General features: G+C 65.5%; 20 protein-coding genes. 3 read left to right on the top strand and 17 right to left on the bottom strand.

The window, feature by feature from the left end:
- Nucleotides 1–273 precede the first annotated feature (273 nt).
- The 17 genes from slmA to UC34_RS01310 form a co-directional block, all read right to left on the bottom strand.
- On the bottom strand, nt 274–930 hold the full coding sequence (gene slmA / locus UC34_RS01390) for a nucleoid occlusion factor SlmA (RefSeq protein ID WP_063389806.1): 657 nt from the start codon (nt 928–930) through the stop codon (nt 274–276).
- Between the two features lie 13 nt (nt 931–943).
- Complete coding sequence (locus tag UC34_RS01385) at nt 944–1,744, bottom strand: HAD-IA family hydrolase (protein ID WP_084070290.1); 801 nt, start codon at nt 1,742–1,744, stop codon at nt 944–946.
- Nucleotides 1,745–1,990: 246 nt separating this feature from the next.
- The gene (locus UC34_RS01380) at nt 1,991–3,376 is read right to left on the bottom strand and encodes an MFS transporter (RefSeq protein WP_237165209.1); all 1,386 of its coding nucleotides are present in this window, start codon (nt 3,374–3,376) and stop codon (nt 1,991–1,993) included.
- A 339-nt stretch (nt 3,377–3,715) separates the two neighbouring features.
- Nucleotides 3,716–4,789 carry a porin gene (locus tag UC34_RS01375; protein ID WP_418303958.1) on the bottom strand — a complete coding sequence of 358 codons (1,074 nt, stop codon included), beginning with the start codon at nt 4,787–4,789 and terminating at the stop codon, nt 3,716–3,718.
- Between the two features lie 217 nt (nt 4,790–5,006).
- Nucleotides 5,007–5,546 (bottom strand): nuclear transport factor 2 family protein, encoded by a 540-nt coding sequence (locus tag UC34_RS01370; protein WP_237165208.1) that lies wholly within the window; start codon nt 5,544–5,546, stop codon nt 5,007–5,009.
- Nucleotides 5,543–6,295: an alpha/beta fold hydrolase gene (locus UC34_RS01365; RefSeq protein ID WP_044453388.1), complete on the bottom strand. Its 753-nt coding sequence runs from the start codon at nt 6,293–6,295 to the stop codon at nt 5,543–5,545. Before UC34_RS01365 ends, UC34_RS01370 begins: the two co-directional genes overlap by 4 nt.
- A complete protein-coding gene (locus tag UC34_RS01360; protein ID WP_044453386.1) occupies nt 6,292–7,410 on the bottom strand; it encodes a 4-oxalomesaconate tautomerase in 1,119 nt (372 codons plus the stop codon). Before UC34_RS01360 ends, UC34_RS01365 begins: the two co-directional genes overlap by 4 nt.
- 10 nt (nt 7,411–7,420) lie before the next feature.
- Nucleotides 7,421–8,125: a 4-carboxy-4-hydroxy-2-oxoadipate aldolase/oxaloacetate decarboxylase gene (locus UC34_RS01355; RefSeq protein ID WP_174556756.1), complete on the bottom strand. Its 705-nt coding sequence runs from the start codon at nt 8,123–8,125 to the stop codon at nt 7,421–7,423.
- Entirely contained in the window at nt 8,122–8,877 is a 756-nt protein-coding gene (locus tag UC34_RS01350; RefSeq protein WP_044453385.1) for a PIG-L deacetylase family protein, read from the bottom strand. The genes UC34_RS01355 and UC34_RS01350 overlap by 4 nt, the downstream gene beginning before the upstream one ends.
- Before the next feature lie 59 nt (nt 8,878–8,936).
- Nucleotides 8,937–9,674, bottom strand: a complete 738-nt coding sequence (locus tag UC34_RS01345; protein WP_044453383.1) for an ABC transporter ATP-binding protein — start codon at nt 9,672–9,674, stop codon at nt 8,937–8,939.
- A complete protein-coding gene (locus UC34_RS01340) occupies nt 9,667–10,419 on the bottom strand; it encodes an ABC transporter ATP-binding protein (RefSeq protein WP_044453381.1) in 753 nt (250 codons plus the stop codon). Before UC34_RS01340 ends, UC34_RS01345 begins: the two co-directional genes overlap by 8 nt.
- Nucleotides 10,416–11,453, bottom strand: a complete 1,038-nt coding sequence (locus UC34_RS01335) for a branched-chain amino acid ABC transporter permease (RefSeq protein WP_044453379.1) — start codon at nt 11,451–11,453, stop codon at nt 10,416–10,418. Before UC34_RS01335 ends, UC34_RS01340 begins: the two co-directional genes overlap by 4 nt.
- A gap of 49 nt (nt 11,454–11,502) precedes the next feature.
- The gene (locus UC34_RS01330) at nt 11,503–12,375 is read right to left on the bottom strand and encodes a branched-chain amino acid ABC transporter permease (protein ID WP_044453377.1); all 873 of its coding nucleotides are present in this window, start codon (nt 12,373–12,375) and stop codon (nt 11,503–11,505) included.
- Between the two features lie 57 nt (nt 12,376–12,432).
- Complete coding sequence (locus UC34_RS01325) at nt 12,433–13,632, bottom strand: ABC transporter substrate-binding protein (RefSeq protein ID WP_044453375.1); 1,200 nt, start codon at nt 13,630–13,632, stop codon at nt 12,433–12,435.
- A gap of 393 nt (nt 13,633–14,025) precedes the next feature.
- Nucleotides 14,026–15,366, bottom strand: coding sequence for a LysR family transcriptional regulator (locus tag UC34_RS01320; RefSeq protein WP_052810857.1), 1,341 nt, complete (start codon nt 15,364–15,366; stop codon nt 14,026–14,028).
- Between the two features lies 1 nt (nt 15,367).
- The gene (locus UC34_RS01315; RefSeq protein WP_044453374.1) at nt 15,368–15,727 is read right to left on the bottom strand and encodes a protocatechuate 3,4-dioxygenase; all 360 of its coding nucleotides are present in this window, start codon (nt 15,725–15,727) and stop codon (nt 15,368–15,370) included.
- Nucleotides 15,724–16,566, bottom strand: a complete 843-nt coding sequence (locus UC34_RS01310) for a gallate dioxygenase (protein ID WP_044453373.1) — start codon at nt 16,564–16,566, stop codon at nt 15,724–15,726. Before UC34_RS01310 ends, UC34_RS01315 begins: the two co-directional genes overlap by 4 nt.
- A 213-nt stretch (nt 16,567–16,779) precedes the next feature.
- Between UC34_RS01310 and UC34_RS01305 the strand changes: the two genes are divergently transcribed.
- The 3 genes from UC34_RS01305 to UC34_RS01295 all read left to right on the top strand — a co-directional run bounded on the left by UC34_RS01305 (nt 16,780) and on the right by UC34_RS01295 (nt 19,583).
- Entirely contained in the window at nt 16,780–17,448 is a 669-nt protein-coding gene (locus tag UC34_RS01305; RefSeq protein ID WP_044453372.1) for a GntR family transcriptional regulator, read from the top strand.
- A gap of 126 nt (nt 17,449–17,574) precedes the next feature.
- Nucleotides 17,575–18,636, top strand: a complete 1,062-nt coding sequence (locus UC34_RS01300) for an aromatic ring-hydroxylating dioxygenase subunit alpha (protein WP_044453370.1) — start codon at nt 17,575–17,577, stop codon at nt 18,634–18,636.
- On the top strand, nt 18,633–19,583 hold the full coding sequence (locus UC34_RS01295; protein ID WP_044453369.1) for a PDR/VanB family oxidoreductase: 951 nt from the start codon (nt 18,633–18,635) through the stop codon (nt 19,581–19,583). Before UC34_RS01300 ends, UC34_RS01295 begins: the two co-directional genes overlap by 4 nt.
- Nucleotides 19,584–19,677 lie beyond the last annotated feature (94 nt).

Genomic DNA, 19,677 nt, shown 5'->3' with positions numbered 1-19,677 from the left:
GACGAATGACGAATCGAAGGACGATGTCCAGAAGTGTTCTGTGCGGGAAAAGGGGTCGACGGAAAAACGGCGGGGTGCGCGAACGACCTCTTTAGCCGCATTTTTAGTGAATGTCCCAACCGAAGCGTCTCCGGCAGAGTCATTCGCGCGCCCGCAAGCGAGTCACCAAATCGGCGCGCCAATGATCGCGGCAAGACCGGTGAACCTGGCACAGGCCCCGTCGCGAGTTGCAAAAGTATAACGTAATCTGCGCACCGGGCGCAGACCACCGCCTTAGCGCAGCAAGGCTGCGACTTGCGGCTCGGCGCCTTCGGCCGGCGAGCGCTTGAAGCCGCTCTTGGCAAAACGGTGCCAGCGGCCGAGCACGTAGGATACGAGCAGATTGGCGCGCGAGTTCGCGTCGAACGTTTCGGGCAGCGTGCCCTGCGCGGCAGCCAGACGCAGTACCTGGCGCAGCGACGCCTCGATCCGGTCGAGCAGTTGGTTCATGCGCTCTTGCAGGCGTTCGTGTTCGCCGACCAGCGCTTCGCCCGTGAGCACACGCGTCATGCCGGGGTTCTTCTCGGCGAAGCCGAGCAGCATCAGCACGATGGCGCGCGCTTGCGACACGCCATCCTGATCCTGAGCGGAGATCTGGTTGATCAGACCGAAGATGGTCTGTTCGATGAATTCGATCAGGCCTTCGAACATCTGGGCCTTGCTCGCGAAGTGGCGATAGAGCGCCGCTTCCGAGACGTCGAGCCGCGCAGCAAGCGCGGCCGTGGTGATCTTTTCGCCTTTGGGCGTTTCAAGCATGGCGGCAAGGGTCTGCAACACTTGCACGCGGCGCTCGCCCGGCTTCGGGCGGGTGGTCTTCACCGGCGCTGGCGCGGCCTCCAGCGCATCGGCGGTGCCGTAACCGGCGCCGTTCGAAGAATTTTCCTGCTGCATCGTCTGGTCGTTATCAGTTGGGATTTGATTGTCGGGCTGCCCGGGCCACGCGTTTTGCGCCTTCCCCGGTCGCTAGGCTCGCCCGTAACTCGCGCAGAGATTGTACTTTGATATCCACGTAGTGTGGGCGGCCACTTCGCGGCATAACCTTGCCAAGACTGTTTCTGATCGGCAGATGCCCCGTGATCCAGACCGTCTTGATGCCGAAATGCCGCAGGTGCTTGAGGTGTGAGCGCGTGTCTTCGACGAGCCACGTGCGCGCCGGCGCCAACCCCTCGCGCACGAGCAGACGGCGCAGCATCGTGGCATCGGGTTTAGCCCGCCATGCCCGGCGATCCGCCATGTCTTCGATACTCACGCATCGCTCGAAATGACGGCGAATGCCAAGCGCTTCGACGATGGGCATGGCGTAATGGGCCGGTGCATTCGTGAGCAGGATCTTGCGCCCGGGCAACCCGGCGACCAGCCGGGCGATGCCGCGCTCGGCGCGCAGCACGTCGGCCAGCGGCGGCAATTCGTGCACCTGCGCGAGGAATTCGTGGGGATCGATGGCGTGGTGTCGGATCAACCCGAGCAGCACCGCCCCGTAGCGCTCCGTATACAAAGCGCGCATCAGATTCGCCTCGTCGTGCGCCACCCCGAGCTTCTCGACGATATAGGCGGTCATCGCGCGGTTGATGCGCGGAAAGATCGCGTGAGACGCGCGGTGCAGTGTGTTGTCCAGATCGAACAGCCAGACTGGACCGCGCGTGCCGTGCTCGCTACGGGCGCGGTGCACCCGGCGTCGCCGGCTCAGAACATGAGAAGAAGGCACGGAGATAGCGGATTGTTGCGAGGAGATACGAGAACATGACCGGCGTCGCCCGACGACACCCCCTCAAGCCGGAGGGAGCGACCCGGTCACAGCAAGGCAAGATGCTATCGCGCGATGTCCGCTTTGACAAATCGGCCGGGCCAGCCTCGCGGCCAGGCGCCTGCGAACACGGGTCCAACACACGTCCAACGTCGACCGCCGGCATTTCACATACATCCGCCCATACAAGCCGCACATCTCCGGGCATTACGCGCCCCGCGCTTTCGCCCTCACGCGCAGCAGACTAACGCAGCCACCGAGCGCCGCCAGCAGGGTTGCGCCCACCATGGCCGCGCGCGCACCGTCGTCGCCGTACACGTCGAAGAGCAACGCCACGACCGCCGCGCCGAGCGTCATGCCGACGGTACGGGAGATCGTCATCAGACCGCTGGCCGCGCCGCTGCGCTCGCGCGGCGCGCCCATCATGATGATGCGGTTGTTCGGCGTCTGAAAAAAGCCGAAGCCCACGCCGCATACGAGCATTCGCCAGGCAATGCCCCAGTCGGTAGCGTGCGCCGGCAACGCAGCCAGCAGCGCGAGTCCTACCGCAAACACGGCCAGCCCCAGCGCGCTCATGCGCGCGCTGTCGAAGCGATCCGACAACCGCCCCGCCAGCGGCGCAATGAACACGATCACCAGCGGCCACGGCGTAATCAGCAGGCCCGTCGCGGCTTCACTGCGTGCGAACGTGTGCTGCAACAGAAACGGCATGCCGACGTAAGCCAGTGTCTGCGCCATATAGCACGCCACCGAGGTCAGCGACGACAACGCCAGCACCGGTACGCGCAGCAGATCCAGCGGCAACAACGGCGCCGGTCGACTGCGCTGATGGCGCACCAGCACGACCGCAACGATCAGTCCGAGCGCGATCTGCGACGCGGCCACGCCGTGATATCCCGGCTCGCCCACATGCCCCAGTCCAATGATGATGAGCGCGAGCGCGACAGCGTTGAGCAATGCGCCGGGCACGTCGATGCGACGCGGCGCGCCCGGCGTGCGAGGCAGAAACCGGGCCGACGCCAACAACGCGATCAGCCCGATCGGAAGATTGATGGCGAACAGCCAGCGCCAGTCGCCAAGCGACAGGATCGCCGCGGCGACACTCGGCCCGGCCGCCGTCGACAGCGCGACGGTCAACGCCAGCAACGAGATGGCGCGCCCGCCCATCTGCGGCGGGAACACCATGCGCAGCAACGCCGGGACGATGGTCGACATGCACGCGCCGCACAGCCCCTGCGCGACTCGCGCGGCGACCAGCCACGACAACGTCGGCGCCAGCGCACAGCCGAGCGAGGCCAGCGTGAACCCCGCAACGCCGAAGAGAAACACGCGCCGGTAGCCAAGCTTCTCGCCCAGGGCGGCGAGCGGCAGCACGGCCATCGTGAAGATGAGTTGATAAGCATTGACGACCCACACCGTCGATGCCGGATCGGCCACGAGATCGCGCGCAATGGTCGGCAGCGCCACGTTGGCGATGGAGGCGTCGAGATTGCCGAGGAAGGTGCCCAGCAGAATGGACGGAACGGCGATGCGACGTGCGCTCGCGCCAAGCCCTTCGGCAAGCGGTGCGCTGGGTGTCATCGATGGCTTCATGGGTCGAACGGCGCCGCGAAGCGCGCGGCAAACCAGATGGCGAATCTCTTGAAAAAATCACGGCCCGGGGAATCGCTTCTCGCTAGCCTGTGCCTACGTCGGCATCATAGCCCGGGCCGGGCAGGAAAATCGTGCGCAATGGTGCAGCTCGGGGAATGTTCGGCTGCACACGGTGACGCCGCACGACGTCTGCCGGATCACTCGCGCATGATGCGCGGCACGCCACCACGACGCTCGCCGCACAACAGGGAGTGACGCAGCACCGCGTCACGGGTGAATCGCCCCCCCGGACGCCTCACACGTGCTCGCTACGCGGTGCCGCGTGCCTGATGAACCCGATCAGAACGTGTGCTGAATCCCCAGCATCGTGCCGAACTGGTTGCCACCGGTGACGACCGAACCGCCGGCGGCAATCGCCACCGCGCCGTTCTGGCTGTTCGCCACCCAGCCGGCCATGCCATACAGCGACGTACGCTTCGAGAGCGAATACGTGGCGCGGCCAATGAGCATCGTGGCGTTGGCGCGGCTCTTCAACTGATAACGGATCGCCTGCGCGTCGAACGCCCAGGTAATCGTCGGCAGGTACGTGAAGCCGAGGAAGTAGATGTCCGAGCGCAGCGATGCGGCGTCGGCGCTCACGTTGCGGTGAATCCAGCCCCCGCCCACGCGCCCCGTCGACCACTTGTAGTACGCGTTGATGACCGAGTGCGAATCGGTGTAGTTCGAGCTGGTGAGCGGCGCAGCGGCGCCGGTGTTGCCGCGCATCTGGTCGTACGACGCCGAAATACCGAAGTTCTCGTAGTCATAGCCGAGCAAGCCGGTGAACTGCTTGCACGCCTGATAGTTGCCGGCAACGTTGCCCGCGCAGTTCGTGGCCGAGGGACCGCCTGCGGCCGATGCGTCGCGACCGAAGCTGTACGTCGCACCGACGGTCACGCCGGAGAACTTGCCCATGTACCCGATGGCGCTGTCGCTGCGGGCGTTGGCGATGTACGGGTCGATACTCGCGAGCGAGAAGATCGACGGTCCGATCACATCGGCGTTGCCCGTCACGTAGAACGTCATGTTGTTCTGACGGCCGATGAGCAACGTACCCCACGAGCTCGACAGACCGACGTTGGCCTGACGGCCGAACAGACGTCCGCCGTAGTTCAGGCCGCCGGTGCCCGGCTGGAAGCCGTTTTCCAGTGTGAAGACGGCCTTGAGGCCACCGCCCAGATCCTCGACACCCTTGAAGCCGAAGCGCGACGGCACCTTACCGGTCAGGGTCGGTTCGCCGACGAAGCTGCCGCCATTGGCGGCGTTGTTGTAATAAGCGATGCCGGTATCGATGATCCCGTACACCTGCACGTTGCTTTGCGCGTGCGCCAGGCCTGCACCCAGCAGCAGGCCAGCGGCCAATGCGTATTTCACTTTCACTTCTGTCCCCTTGTTTTTGAATGCACAGCTACTCCAAACCACAACCTCCAAGCCGCTGGCAACGCCATCAGCCCAGCCTTTTGGGACGGCGCTGCGGCCGCCTCCGGTACTGCCTTCTTGCGCATGCCGGGTGATCGATGCCGCCTCCTGTGCCGCCTTTCGGCATCGATCCCCGTTGTTTGTCAGCGCGACGCAAGGTGCTGTTTTTACCTCAGGCCTCGCGTACGAAAGTGAATCGTGCTTCGCGGCGCGCGATACGCCATCCCTGCGCCGTGCGCACGAACGTGTCTTCGAATTCACCCATGACCTGACGCCCCTGTGCCGGACGTCCGAACGGCCCCGGCGTGTCCTGCGCCGAGCCGCTCCAGACCAGCACTGCACTGCTGCCGATGGCGCTCGTGGCCGACGTCACGTCGATCAGCACATTGCCCACGAGGTGCTGGGTCAGGCGATCCGCCGGACGATCCGCATACGCCGCCGCGATCGCCGGCTGACCGACGAGCGTTTCGCCGTTCGGGCGCACCAGCACGCCGTTGTGCGCAAACAGCGCGGCAAGCCCTTGCGAATCGCGACGGTCGTTGCACATCACGAAGCGCATCACGAGGTCGTAACACGCCTGCTTGGCGTGCAACACGTCGAGACTTTGCGGGTCGATGGCATCGGCGCCTTGCACGGCCTGTGTGGCTTGTGCGGCTTGTGCGGCTTGTGTGTCCTGCATCGGTGCGCCTTCGTTTGGAATGTCCTGCGTCATGACAACGCTCCCTGCGTCGACGATGATTGCGACGAGCGCGCCAGCCACGCCCGCATGGCGTCGGCCACGGCTTCGGGGCGCTCCATCGGACTCATGTGGCCGCTATGCTCGACGATGCTCAGCACAGCACCGGGAATCAGCCCGGCCATGACTTCGTGTCGGGCGAGCGGACTCCATGTGTCCTGACGGCCGCAAAGCACGAGCGTCGGACATTGGATGTCCCGCAGTTGCGACGTCGCGTCGGGACGCTCCAGCAGCGCATGAATCTGCGCGGCGAACTGATCGGGATGACTGCGCTCGATCATGTCGAGAATCGCGTCGAAGAGGGGCGTGCCGATCCGGTCCGGATGCACCATCCCGGTCGCCCAGACAGCGCCCATCGCACGCATGCCCTCGTCACGCGAGCGCGCGAGCAATGCGGCGCGGCCGCTACGCTCTTTGTCTGCCGCCTCGCCTTCCGGCAGGGCCTGATATCCCGTGTCGAGCAATGCCAGATGGCTCACGCGATGTGGCGCACGACGCACCACTTCCAGCGCCACGCGGCCGCCCATCGAATGGCCGGCGAGCGCGAAACGCGGCTCGGGCGTCGTCGCCAGAACGTGCTCGGCCATCGCGCCGATGGTGTCGAGCGATCCCCAGGCGGGGACGCGGCAATCGAACTCGGGCAGCAGCGCTGCCGTGGCAGCCCACGCCACCTGATCGCACAGCAAGCCGGGCAACATGAGCAACGCAGGACGTTCGACGCTCATGGTTTCCCTCCTTGCGCCCAGATGTGTTTCGGGATGCATACCTCGCCGTCGAACAACCAGCGCGCCGTTCGCAGCAGGCCCGCACCGGTGACGTCCGGCGCGCCCTCGGCATCGCGACCGAGCGCCAGGCGAACGGTGAATTCTCCCGTCGGATGCTCGATGCAAAGCAGCGGGGCGTCGCCATGCGGCACCACCGCCATCTCGTGGCAGACGGTGCCCGGCAATGCCGCCGCCGTCGCCACGCTGACCGCCGCCAGCACACCGATGGACGAATGACAGCGATGCGGAATGAAGCAGCGCGTAGCGAGCGCGCCACCGGCCTGCGGCGGCGCGACGAGGCACATCTTCGGCACGGTGCGCGAGCGCACGTCGCCCAGATTCATGCGCGGACCGACCGCCAGGCGAATTGCCTCGATGGTCTCGCGCATCGCCTGAAACCGGTCATCCGATTCGAGTTGCTCCCACGTCTCCGTGCCGGTGCATCCGAGATCCGCCGCGCGCATGAGCACGAGCGGCATGCCGTTGTCGATGCACGTCACCGTGACACCCTGCACGACCTCCTGACGTTGTCCGGTCGGAAACAGCGCGCCGCACGACGCGCCGGCGGTGTCGCGAAACATGAGCGGAATCGGCGCCGCCGTGCCGGGCACACCGTCGATGGCCACGTCGCCGTCATACTTCGCCGTGCCGCCCGGCGTCTGCACGGTGGCGACCGCCACCTGCCCCGTGTTGACCATGTGAATGCCGACCTCCGTCACGTCGGCGGTCGCGGCCACGAGGCCTCGCTCGATGGCAAACGGGCCGACGCCCGCGAGGAGATTGCCGCAGTTCTGGCCGTAGTCCACGCGTGCCTCGTCGACGACGACCTGCGCAAAGAGATAGTCGACGTCGGCGTCCGCCCGCGTGGCGCGAGAGACGATCGCGACCTTGCTCGTGAGCGGGTTCGCCCCGCCCATGCCGTCGATCTGACGCGCATCGGGCGAGCCCATCGCGGCGAGCAGCACGGCGTCGCGCGTGGCGGCGTCCGCCGGCAAGTCCTCGGCGAGGAAGTACAGCCCCTTCGAGGTGCCTCCGCGCATGACAGCGGCGCGAATGCGCGTTTGGGAATGCGTCATGGCGCGCTCGTCACTTGCCTTGCAGTTCGTCGAGCGAATCGACATAACGCAGGCCCTTCTGCGCCAGACGCTCGCGCATCTTGTAATAGTCGAGTCCGAGCGTGCCGCCCGCCAGCACACCGCGCTTGTACGCTTCGTCGGCAGCGCGCGCCGCAGCCGCCTTGGCCACGACCTGGGCGACGGCGAACGGCACGACGACCACACCGTCGTCGTCGGCCACGATCACGTCGCCCGGGTTCACGATCTGGTTGGCGCAGACGACCGGCACATTGACCGAGCCGAGCGTTTCCTTGACCGTACCCTGCGACGAAATAGCTTTGGACCACACCGGGAATTGCATCTCGGTGAGCGTGCCGATATCGCGGCAACCGGCGTCGATGACGAGCCCGGCGACGCCGCGCGCCTTCATCGACGTGGCGAGCAGATCGCCGAAATAGCCGTCCTCGCACGGCGAGGTCACGCCGACCACCACGATGTCGCCCGGCTGCGCCTGCTCGACCGCCACGTGCAGCATCCAGTTGTCGGAGGGCGGTGCGAGCACCGTCACCGCGCTGCCCGCCACCGTGGCGCCTGCATAGATCGGGCGCAGATAGGTCGCCATCAGGCCGAGGCGGCTTTGCGCTTCGTGGACCGTGGCGCTACCGGCGCTACGCAAAACGTCGAGCGTAGCGGCATCGACCCGGGGAATTTGACGCACGACGACGCCGCGAATCATGACAGTTGCTCCGTGACCACGGGCGTGAGGCGCATCAACCCTTCCGCATACTTGATGTCGCGCGAGGCCGTGATACCGATGTTGCGCTTGGCCTGCACACCGCGTTGCAGCGCCACACGCGTGTAGTAATCCCAGAGATGTTCCTGACCGGCCATGCATTCGATGGCGGCGCGCTTCTTCTCCCACACCGGCGTGATGTCCACGAACGTGTTGGGAATCCATTCACATTGCTCGGTCTGGTGCGGCTCGAACGCCAGCACCGCCGGTGCGCCGATGATCTTCTCGCCCGGCTTGTGGCCTTCGGCCTGTGCGATCACGCGCGCTTCCTGCGTGACGTGCATCGCCAGCGGGTGGTCGAAGTTGTACGGGTCCTTCTCCGAATGGCTCAGCACGAACGACGGCTGCAATTCGCGATAGATGTCCACGAGCCTGAAGAGCGTCTCGTCCGACACGCGCATCGGGTAATCGCCGATGTCGAGAAATTCGATTTCCGCGCCGAGAATGTCGGCCGCACGCTGTGCCTCTTCGCGGCGCGCCGTCTTGACCTTCGCCTCCGTCATCTCCGCGCCCTTGCGCCAGAGCTTGGCCGACTCGCCGCGCTCACCGAACGACAGGCACACGACCTTCATGCGGTAGCCCTGCGCCACGTGCGTTGCGATCGTGCCCGCCGCACGCCAGACGAAATCCGCCGAATGGGCGCTGACCACGAGACCCGAGAGTCCCGCGCTGTTGCTGTTCTGTGTTGTGCTCATGTGATTGACTCTGATACGTGTTGCACTATGTGCGCGATGCCGTTCAGGCGCTCGGGCGCTCAGGCACTTTCCAGGCCGACGAGCGTGCCGAGCAATTCCGGCGACGCCGCCAGATCGGCGCTGCGCCCCGCCCAGACCTGACGGCCCCGGTCGAGCACCAGCGCACGGTCGGTGAGTTCCAGCCCCAATTCCGCGTGCTGCTCCACGAGCACCACGCCCATGCCGCCGTCGGCACGCAGCTTCCAGAAGGCGTCGACCAGTTGATCGACGATCACGGGCGCCAGCCCCTCGAATGGCTCGTCGAACAGAATCACGCGCGGGTTGCCGATCAGCGCGCGGCCGATGGCGAGCATTTGCTGCTCGCCGCCCGAGAGCTGATTGCCAAGATTGCGACGGCGCTCCTTGAGTCGCGGAAACAGGTCGTACACCCGTTCGAGTGTCCAGACCTTGCCGTCGGCGCTCGCGTTAGCCATCTCGGCCATTGCGGAGACTTGCAGGTTTTCCTCGACGGAGAGCGACTTGAAGATCTCGCGCTCCTGCGGCACCAGCGCCAGACCGGCGCGCGCACGGCGAAAGGCGGGCCATGCGGTGATGTCGTCGTCGCGATAGCGCAGCACGCCGCCATGTCGCGTGGTGAGTCCCAGCAGGCTGAGCAGCAACGTGCTCTTGCCCACGCCGTTGCGCCCGAGAATGGCAACGGCTTCACCGGCGCCGACGCGCAGGCTCAGATCTTCGAGCACGATGGTCTCGCCATACCCGGCACTGAGCCCGCCGGCTTCGAGCAGAATGTCAGTCATGATGGCGACGCCCCAGATAGATATCGCGCACGCGCGGATCGCTGCGCACTTCGTCCTTCTCGCCTTCCATGAGCACCGCGCCCTCGACCAGCACCGTAATGCGGCGCGCGAAGCGGAAGACCAGATCCATGTCGTGTTCGATGACCATCACCGCCACGTCTTCCGGCAGACGCTCCAGCAATTCGAACAACTTGCGCCCCTGCCCCGACGGCACGCCCGCCACGGGCTCATCGAGCAACAGCACCTTCGGGTCGAGCGCGAGACCGAGCGCGATTTCCACCTGGCGACGCTGTCCGTAAGCGAGTTCGTTGATGCGCCGCCCGGCGAGCTCGATCATGCCGAGTTCGCGCAAGCGTTCGGCCGCTTCCTCCACGACGGCGGGACGACTCGCCAGCGGCTTGCCGATACGCCCGTCGAGACCACGACGCGAGGTAATGGCGAGCGCCACGTTCTCCGCGACCGTGAGCGTATCGAACAGCGTGTTCAGTTGGAACGTTCGCGCCAGCCCCAGCTTGACGCGCTTGTGCGACGACATGGAGGTGACATCCGTCCCCCCCACACACACCACGCCGGCATTTGGCTTGAGCACGCCCGTGAGCAGGTTCATCAACGTGCTCTTGCCCGCGCCGTTCGGCCCGATGAGCGCATGACGCGCACCGACCGGGAGCGAGAGACTGACGTTGCGGGTCACGTCCAGCTGGCCGAAGCGCTTGGACAGTCCCTGAATTTCGAGTGCAGCGCTCACGGCGTCACCTCCTTGTCCGTGGTCGTTGCCTGGGAGTTACCGGTTTCGTTCGGCGCGACCGCCGGGGCCGGACGACGAACGCGCGCCGTGAGGCGATCGACAACACCGATGAGGCCATCCGGGGCGAAGCGCACCACGACGATCAGCAGCACGCCGAGCGCCGCAAGCCAGTTCGTCGGATCGATGGCCGCGATCCGGTCGGAGAGCACCATGAAGACGACGGCGCCGAGCACGGCGCCATACAGGCGTCCCGTGCCACCGAGCGCGAGCATCACCAGCACGTTGGCGGAGAGCGTGAACGACAGCGTATCGAGCGCAACGATGTTGTTGACCTGGGCCGAGAGCGCACCCGCGACCCCCGCCACCGCCGCAGCAATCGTGTACAGCATCAGCCGGCGCAGGCCGACGCGAACGCCGAGCAGCGACATACGCATGGCGTTCTCGCGAATGCCCTGGACCGTCAGCCCGAACGGGGAGTTCACGAGGAACTGCGTGAACAGATAGACGACGAGCAGCACGGCGAGCGCATACAGATAGGCGGTATGGCCGTAGATGTCGAACTCGAACATGCCGAGCACAGGCGCGATGGTGTAGCCCGTCAGGCCGTCGTCACCCATCGTGATGGACTTGGCGATGTTGCCCGCTTCATAAAGCAGCGTGGCGCACGCGAGCGTGAGCATGATCTGCGTGAGGCCGTTCACGCGCAGCACCACCACGCCGGTGATCAGTCCTACGACGCCCGCCACCAGCGCGCCGACCGCGAGACCCAGCAGGGGATTCGGCGAGACATGCAGCGCGAACAGCCCGGCGGCATAGGCCCCGCTGCCGAAGAACGCGGCATGTCCCAGCGTCTCGATACCGCAGTAGCCCTGCACGAGATCGAGCGAGAGCGCGAAGACGATCATGATCAGCACGCTCGTGGCGAGCGCCAGATACAGATCCGCGAAGAAGTACGTGGCAATGGCAGCCAGGAGCAGTAGCGCGTCGAGCATGCCGAGGCGCTTGCGACGCAGCGCCGGTGCGACTTGTTTCATACCGTTGACCGACGGCGAAGGATTCGTTCGGGACATCGTCATCCTCCGCTCAGGCGCGACCGACCAACCCTTGCGGGCGGATCAGCAGAATGGCCAGCACGGCCAGATAGATCATGAAGGCGCCGAGCGCAGGCACGTAATAACGGCCCAGCGTATCGATCAGCCCCAGCAGCAGGCCGGCATACAACGAGCCGCGCAAGCTGCCCAGGCCGCCGGCGGCCACCACGATCAGCACCAGCACCAGATACTTGAGGCCGTAGTACGGCTCCAGCGGCAGGATCTGGCTCGACAGCGCGCCGCCCAATCCGGACAGCCCGCAGCCGATGGCAAATGTGATCGAGAACACGACCGGCACATTGATGCCAACGCAACGCGCCATGCGCGGATTGTCGACAGCGGCGCGCAGCTTCGCACCGAACGACGTCCGTTCGAGGCCCAGCCAGATGCCGAAGGCGACGACCGCGCTGCACACCAGCGCGAAGATGCGATACACGGAAACGGAGAACGCACCGAAATCCCACGTGCCGCGCAGTCCCTGCGGCACCGGAATCGTCTGCAGTTCGGTACCGGCGAGATGCTTGGCAATCGCGCAGATGATGAACGCGAGGCCGATCGTCATGAGCAACTGCCCCAGACCGTTGGCGGTGTAGACCCAGCGGTACAGCGTGCGCTCGAGCACCGCGCCGAGCAGCATGGTGCCGATCACGCCCACGAGCAGGGCGACGAAGAAGTCGAGCCCGGCGCGCTGCATGGCCCACAAGGTGAAATAACCGCCGATCATGGCGAAGGCGGAGTGCGCGAGATTGACCACGCGCATGACGCCGAGTGTGACCGTGAGGCCCACGGAGATGAGGAACAGCAACATCCCGTAGGCCACACCGTCGATCGACAACGACAGGAAAGTGGCAAGCGATTGCGTCATGACGAAGTACCGGAACCTAACGATCAGAGCGAACTTTGGGGGGTGTTGTCGCTCGCGTTACTTCGCGGCCACTTGCGGGTGGCCGATGTGCCACGGCTCTACCACCGACTTGTAGGTGTCGATCGGCTTGTTGCCGAGCTTGCCGTCGATGTTTTCCACGCGGCGGATGTACACGTTCTGCACGATTTCACGCGTCTTGGGATCGATCGACACCGGACCGCGTGCGCTCACCCACGCGTACCCCTTCACGGCGGCGATGGCCTTCTCGGCGTCCTTCTTTCCCTTGGTCGCCTTGATCATCTGCGCGATGAGCGTCATCGAGTCGTAGGCCGACACCGAAGCGATCGACGGCAGCGCGCCCGGTCCGTACTTGGCCTTGTAGGCTTTCACGAACGCGGTGTTCTCCGGCGTCGTGAGGAACGGCGAGTAGTGCAATGCGGTGATGGTGCCCAGCGCGCTGTCGCCAATGGCGGGCAGGTCCGACTCCATCGTCTCGGTCGTGGCGAAGAGCTGAATGCCCGCCTTGTCGAGTTCGCGTTCCTTGAACGCCTTCACGAAGCCTGCCGACATCGGGCCGACCGGCATGAACATGAAGACGGCGTCCGGCTTGGCATCGCGCACGCGTTGCAGGTAGCTGGAGAAGTCCGTGGTGCCCAGCGGGACCTTCACTTCGACCGCGACCTTGCCGCCGGCCTTCTTGAACGTTTCGCTATAGGCGTCGATGGCGTCGTAGCCGGTGGCGAAATCGGCGACCACGATGGCGGCGTTCTTCACGCCTTTCTTCGCGGCGTACTCGACGAGCGGCACGCTCACGGTCCATTGCGTAAAGCCGGTGCGCACGAAGTAGGGCGACTTCAGCGTCACGCTGGACGTGCCCGAGTTACCGATCACGAGCGGCGTCTTGGTCTGATTCACGACGTCGGCCATGGCCAGCACGTTCGGCGTGAACGAGCCGCCAAACAGGTACTGCACCTGGTCGCGCACCACGAGTTCCTGCGCGAGCTGACGCGTGCGTTGCGGGTTCACGCCGCCTTCGTCGCGCTCCAGGATCACGAGCGTGTCGTCGCCGACCTTGTTCTTGTTCTGTTCGAGCCACAGGTTGATACCGCGACGGTATTCCGTGCCCCACCACGACGCCGAGCCCGAGAACAGGCCCAGCACGCCGATCTTGATTTCCTCGGCGCGGGCGGCCGAAACGGCAGTGAATTGGCAAACGCTCGCGAGTGCAACTGCGAGCCAGAGATGGCGCTTCATCATGGTGTCGTCTCCTCGTCGGTGTCGTTGCACCGAGCCGTTTTCTGATGAGGTCGCGCCGGGGGTTGGCGCGCCTTTTCTATGTGTCCGGAACAGCTTAGGCAGACGAAATGTGAACGTCGAACGACCTTCTCGCGTCGAGCGTTGCGTTTTTCGTATATCCCCGAGATTTCCCCTACGTTTCGAGATGGATTTTTCGAGGGGAATTTCGCGCTGCGGGACGCCGGGCGTTCCGTGGGTGGAACGCCCGCCGCACAAGGCGCGGCAGGCAGTCGTCAGTGGGCGCGCCGCACCGAGCGAACCGAGGGCAGGCGAAGATAGCGAGACATGCAACTCATGGCGAATCCGGCGATTTTCGCCGCGCTCGCAGTGCGTATCGCGAACACGATTCGCGTTTTATGTCGGATGCTGCATCGTCGGCGCAAGCGCGCGCAATTCGTCGAGCAATTGCTCGGCGGCGGGCGAGAGCAAACCGTCGCGGCGCGTCGCCACACCAATCGAGCGGCGCGCATGTTGCAGCGTCACCGGCACGACGGCCAGCTCCCCCGTGCGCAGCTCGGACGTGATCTGCACCGGCGAGAGCAGCGCGAGGCGGTCGCTCGACGACAACAATCCCCGCACCACGGGTGAGCTGCTCGCGTGCACCTGCGTCTGCGGCAGCGCCAGCCCTTCGGCATGAAACACGCGCTCGAATACGCCGCGCGCCGGCGTGCAGGGCAACGGACTCACCCAGCCGTAACCGGCAAGCTCGGTGAGTGTCGGCACCCTGCCCGATGTCAGGCACGGATGATCCGAGCGCGCGACGACCGACAGGTGGTCCTCGAAAAGCGCCTCCTGCCGAATGTCCGGCGGCACGTCGTTCGCCCGCAGCGCGCCGACGATCATGTCGACGTCCGCCTGACGCAACTGCCGCACGAGCGCTTCATACGTGCCGTCGACCACGGTCACGGTGAGATACGGCGACTTGTGCAGCAGGCTGTCGATGGCCTTGGGCAACAGGAAACCGCTCGAGAGCGGCAGCGCAGCGACGATGACCGTACCTTGCTGACGGCCGCCGAACGGGGCGAGTTCGTCTTCGGCAATCGCCAGTTCGGCCAGTGCGCGCTTGACGGGCCCCAGCAGCGCCAGCGCCTCGTCGGTCAGACGTGTGCCGCGCGGCGTGCGCCGGAACAGCTTGATGCCGATGAGGTCTTCGAGCTGATCGAGATTGCGCTGAATCGTTGGCTGCGAACACTGAAGACGGCTCGCGGCGAGCGGTCCGCTGCCCAGTTCCGCCACGGCAATGAAACTGGTGAGTTGCTGCGGCGCGACCACGGCCGCGAACCGGCTCGCGGCGCGCGCGCCGCCGTCGGCCTGCGAGGCCGTCGCCGCGAACGCTTCGCGATAACCGTTCGCCAATTCCGCGAGCGCCCGCGTGGCGCGCACGCCGAGGCGCTGTCCGGCAGCATTCGGGATCAGCCCGCGCGCGCTGCGATGGAATAGCGGAAAACCCAGTTCGGCTTCGATATCCGAGATCGACCGTGCAACGGCCGACTGCGACAGATGGAGCATGCGCGCCGCGCGCGCCACCGAGTCGCATTCGAGTACCGCCACCATCGCGCGAAGGCCGCGCAGCTTGCGCACCAGCAGCGTGGCGTCGTTGCTTTGCGGCGCGCGGCTCCACGTGCCGCGCTCGTGGCACGCGAGCCGGGGCGCCGCCGGCGCGTTGGTGAGACTGACGGCAGTGTCGATCGCCATGTCAGCGCATGGTCGGCACGCGGCGCGTGGCCATGAACTCGTCGAGCGTCTCGCCGCGCATGAGCGCATAGACTTCCAGGTTGGTCTTGCGCACCACGCGGGCGAACTTCTCCAGCACGAAGAAATTCACGCCGTGGCGCACGAGGCCCAGCCAGTCCTGCGCCTGCACCAGCGCCTGTTCCTCGGGCGTCAGACCGGCAGCGGTCATCGCCGCGACGGGATCGCTCAGATACGTCTCGCGATTTTCCGCGCGGATCATGTGCCAGAAGAAGCGGTTGAGCTTGAGGGTGCGATTGCTCACGCGCAGGTCGAACGCGTAGGTCCCGGTGATCGCTTCGATACCTTCGAGTTGCGGGTTCATGCGGCGTCCTCCTCGTAAAGTGCCACGGTCATGGCGGTGGTCGTCGCGAGGTAGTAGTTCAGGTGCAGACGCTTGATGCGCGGGCCCATTGCGCCGCGCATCGACAGCCACATGATTTGTTCGACGCTCTCGGCGCCGCCGCGCGCCACGTAGTCGACATGCTTGAGTTCCGTGAGCTTTTCCGGCTGATGCTCCAGCAAGTCGAGGAATTCGCGGTCCCACGCTTCGTCGTTGTACCCGGTGCGCTCGCCGTGGATCTGATGCGAGAGGCCGCCCGTGCCGACGACCACCACGCGCAAATCTTCCGGATACGACTCGATGGCGCGACGCACGGCCTGACCGAGGCGATAGCAGCGACGCCCGGTGGGCAGCGGATATTGCAGCACGTTGATGGCGATCGGCACGACCGTGCCGGGCCAGTCCGGCTTGTGCGGCCAGAGCAGCGGCAGCGGCGACGCGCAGCCGTGATCGATGGGTTTGTCCTGGAAGACGGTGATGTCGAACTCGTCGTTCACCAGCGACTCGGCGATATGCGCCTGCAAGGCAACGTCACCGCGAATCGGCGGCAGCGGACGCAACCCCGCGCCCTCGTCGGCAATCGGGAACGACTCGCCCACGCCCAGCGCGAACGTCGGGTACATGTCGAAAAAGAAGGTGGTAGCGTGGTCGTTGTAGAAGAACACGAGCACGTCGGCCTGCTTCTCGGCCAGCCACTTCGCCACGGGCTCGTAGCCCTGAAACAGCGGCGCCCACGCGGGATCCTGTTGCTTGCCCTTGTCGTACGCCACACCGATGGTCGGCACGTGCGACGTGCCGATCCCCCCAATGATCTTTGCCACGCTGAAAGTCTCCGTCTCTTGTTTTGTCATGCCCGGGCAGCAAAATGAAACCGCCCGCATTTATGCAGCGCCGAGTCTATCCGGGATCCCGTATGTCCATAAACAAGGGTATTTACCGATGCGTTTACGAATTACGGGATCCCATAATGAAAAAAAGTCGATGCCATCAAGCCCAGCTTGGCGGCACGCATGAAAGGAAATGAAAGGAGACGCATGCTGCATCCCACCCCGACCACGGTTCAACTGCGCGAAATGATCCTCAAGGGCGAGCTCGCGCCCGGCGAGCGGCTGGCCGAAGCCAAGCTCGCGGAGCAACTGGGCGTGTCGCGCATGCCGGTACGCCAGGCGCTGCCGGTGCTTGCGGAGGAAGGGCTGGTGGTGCGCGCGGGACAGCGCGGCTACGCCGTGCGGGCGCACACGCGTGAGGAGAGCGTCGAAGCGTTGCATCTGCGGGGCACGCTCGAAGGCTATGCCGCGCGGCTGCTCGCCGAGAAGGGCGCCAGCGCCGAACTGCTCGGGCAACTGCGCGCGTTGCTGGCCGAGGGCGACGCGCTGCTCGCCGATCACACCATGACGCCCGAAGTGCAGATCGGCTATGCGTCGCTCAACGCCCGCTTTCACGACCTGCTCATCACCGGCGCGCGCAATCCGCTGCTCGAAGGTTTCATCGCGCGCTGCAATCTGGTGCCGTTCGTTGCGCCGCGCACGGTCGCTTTCGGACATGAAGACCGACGCCAGTACGCGGACATCATCGCTTACGCGCATCGTCAGCACCACGCGATCGTCGAGGCGATTGCGGCACGTCAGCCCGACCGCGCGGAGTTCATGTGCCGCGAACACATCGTCACGCAGGAGCACAGCATGGGGGCGCAGTTGCTCTGACGCGCCCCTGACATTCACGTATTCGACCGCCTCGATCCCATCGACCCCGTCGACCTATAACCCGCTTTCACCGCAACAAGAGCGCGCCACATTCCCCGTCGAGGCGCGCCAAGGAGACAAACGATCATGTTCCTCAAAAATACCTGGTACGTCGCCTGCACGCCGGACGAATTCGCCGAGAAGCCCCTCGGTCGCAAGATCTGTAACGAAGCGATGGTGTTCTTCCGCGACGGCAACGGCAACGTGGCTGCGCTCGAAGACTTCTGCCCGCATCGCGGCGCCGCGCTCTCGCTCGGCTTCGTGAAAGACGGTCATCTCGTTTGCGGCTATCACGGCCTCACGGTCGATGGCGGCGGTAAGTGCACGAAGATGGTGGGCCAGCGTGTGGGCGGTTTCCCGAAGACGCGCGCCTTCCCGTGCGTGGAGCGGTATGGGTTCGTGTGGGTCTGGCCGGGCGACGCCGCGCTGGCCAATCCCGACGAGATCCCGCACCTGGAATGGGCGGTGAGCGACAAATGGGCGTATGGCGGCGGCCTGTACCACATCAAGTGCGACTATCGCCTCATGATCGACAACCTGATGGATCTGACGCACGAGACGTACGTGCACGCCACCAGCATCGGTCAGGAAGAGATTGAGGAGGCGCCGCCGAAGACGACCGTGGAAGGCGACGTGGTCATCACGGCGCGTCACATGGAGAACATCAAGGCGCCGCCGTTCTGGGCAAGCGCGCTGCGCGCGAACGGTCTGGACGACCAGGTGCCGTGCGATCGCTGGCAGATCTGCCGCTTCACGCCGCCGAGCCACGTCATGATCGAAGTGGGTGTCGCGCATGCGGGCCATGGCGGCTACGACGCCCCGGCGGACAAGAAGGCGGGCAGCATCGTCGTCGATTTCATCACGCCCGAGACCGACGAGTCGATCTGGTACTTCTGGGGCATGGCGCGCAACTTCAAGCCGCAGGATGCCGAACTGACGGCGGCGATCAAGCGCGGCCAGGGCGGCATCTTCGCCGAAGACCAGGAAGTGCTCGAAGCGCAGCAGCGCAACCTGTCCGCTTACCCCGAAAAGAAGATTCTGAAGCTCAATATCGACGCTGGCGGCGTGCAGTCGCGCAAGGTGCTGGACCGCCTCATCGAAGCGGAGCGCGCGGGCGCGACCTCCGCTGGCGCGGAGAACGCAGCATGAAAGTCCGACTGGCGAACAAACGCGATGTCGCAACGGACATCTGCGAATTCGAACTGGTGAGTGTCGACGGCAGCGCGCTGCCGCCGTTCACTGCGGGCGCGCACATCGACGTGCACGTGGCCGACGGCGTCATTCGCCAGTACTCGCTGTGCAACGCGCCGGGAGAGACGCATCGCTATTGCCTGGGCGTGCTGCGCGACCCGCAATCGCGCGGCGGTTCCGTGGGCATGCACGCGTTGACGGTCGGCGCCGAGATCGACATCAGCGCCCCTCGCAATCACTTCCCGCTCAACGAGCAAGCGACGCACAGCATCCTGCTCGCCGGCGGGATCGGCGTCACGCCGATTCTGTGCATGGCCGAGGCGCTGGCCGCCAGCGGCGCGTCGTTCGAAGTGCATTACTGCACGCGCGAGCCCGCGCGCACGGCGTTTCGCGAGCGCTTCGCGCGTGAGGACATCGCCGCGAAAACGCATGTGTACTACGACAGCGAAGGCGCGCGCGCCGACCTCGACGCGATCCTTGCGCAACCGTCCGGCGGCAAGCACCTGTATGTGTGCGGTCCGGCAGGCTTCATCGAGGCGGTGCTCGCCCGTGCCGAAGCGGCGCAATGGCCGGAAGGGAATGTGCATCGCGAGTACTTCGCCGCGCCCGCGCAGGCAAGCACGGATAGCGATGGCGACAAGCCGTTCCAGGTGAAGCTGCATTCGAGCGGCCGCGTGATCGACGTGAAGGCCGGCGAGACCATCGTGGCGGCACTGGCCGCGCAGGGGGTCGAAGTGCAGATGTCGTGCGAGCAGGGCGTGTGCGGCACTTGCCTGACCCGTGTCGTCGACGGCACGCCCGATCACCGCGACGTCTACCTCACCGACGACGAACGCGCCGCCAACGATCAGATTCTGCCGTGCTGCTCGCGCAGCAAGTCGGCCATGCTGGTGCTCGATCTCTGACGTAGACGCCGGCACTACTGCCTCAAGCAAACAGCCCCGCTTCGCGACGCGAGCGGGGCTGTTCGTTTTCATCGACGTCCCGTGGCCGAGACGA

This window comes from Pandoraea vervacti (assembly GCF_000934605.2).
Taxonomy (GTDB): domain Bacteria; phylum Pseudomonadota; class Gammaproteobacteria; order Burkholderiales; family Burkholderiaceae; genus Pandoraea; species Pandoraea vervacti.
Note: the sequence above shows the minus strand (reverse complement) of the source record. Positions and strands in the feature narration are given on the sequence as shown.

Excerpts from the sequence above, each read along its gene's own strand:
- slmA (WP_063389806.1), bottom strand. The coding sequence starts at position 930 with ATGCAGCAGGAAAATTCTTCGAACGGCGCCGGTTACGGCACCGCCGAT.
- UC34_RS01380 (WP_237165209.1), bottom strand. The coding sequence starts at position 3,376 with ATGAAGCCATCGATGACACCCAGCGCACCGCTTGCCGAAGGGCTTGGC.
- UC34_RS01370 (WP_237165208.1), bottom strand. The coding sequence starts at position 5,546 with ATGACGCAGGACATTCCAAACGAAGGCGCACCGATGCAGGACACACAA.
- UC34_RS01365 (WP_044453388.1), bottom strand. The coding sequence starts at position 6,295 with ATGAGCGTCGAACGTCCTGCGTTGCTCATGTTGCCCGGCTTGCTGTGC.
- UC34_RS01360 (WP_044453386.1), bottom strand. The coding sequence starts at position 7,410 with ATGACGCATTCCCAAACGCGCATTCGCGCCGCTGTCATGCGCGGAGGC.
- UC34_RS01355 (WP_174556756.1), bottom strand. The coding sequence starts at position 8,125 with ATGATTCGCGGCGTCGTCGTGCGTCAAATTCCCCGGGTCGATGCCGCT.
- UC34_RS01350 (WP_044453385.1), bottom strand. The coding sequence starts at position 8,877 with ATGAGCACAACACAGAACAGCAACAGCGCGGGACTCTCGGGTCTCGTG.
- UC34_RS01345 (WP_044453383.1), bottom strand. The coding sequence starts at position 9,674 with ATGACTGACATTCTGCTCGAAGCCGGCGGGCTCAGTGCCGGGTATGGC.
- UC34_RS01335 (WP_044453379.1), bottom strand. The coding sequence starts at position 11,453 with ATGAAACAAGTCGCACCGGCGCTGCGTCGCAAGCGCCTCGGCATGCTC.
- UC34_RS01330 (WP_044453377.1), bottom strand. The coding sequence starts at position 12,375 with ATGACGCAATCGCTTGCCACTTTCCTGTCGTTGTCGATCGACGGTGTG.
- UC34_RS01325 (WP_044453375.1), bottom strand. The coding sequence starts at position 13,632 with ATGATGAAGCGCCATCTCTGGCTCGCAGTTGCACTCGCGAGCGTTTGC.
- UC34_RS01320 (WP_052810857.1), bottom strand. The coding sequence starts at position 15,366 with ATGGCGATCGACACTGCCGTCAGTCTCACCAACGCGCCGGCGGCGCCC.
- UC34_RS01315 (WP_044453374.1), bottom strand. The coding sequence starts at position 15,727 with ATGAACCCGCAACTCGAAGGTATCGAAGCGATCACCGGGACCTACGCG.
- UC34_RS01305 (WP_044453372.1), top strand. The coding sequence starts at position 16,780 with ATGCTGCATCCCACCCCGACCACGGTTCAACTGCGCGAAATGATCCTC.
- UC34_RS01300 (WP_044453370.1), top strand. The coding sequence starts at position 17,575 with ATGTTCCTCAAAAATACCTGGTACGTCGCCTGCACGCCGGACGAATTC.
- UC34_RS01295 (WP_044453369.1), top strand. The coding sequence starts at position 18,633 with ATGAAAGTCCGACTGGCGAACAAACGCGATGTCGCAACGGACATCTGC.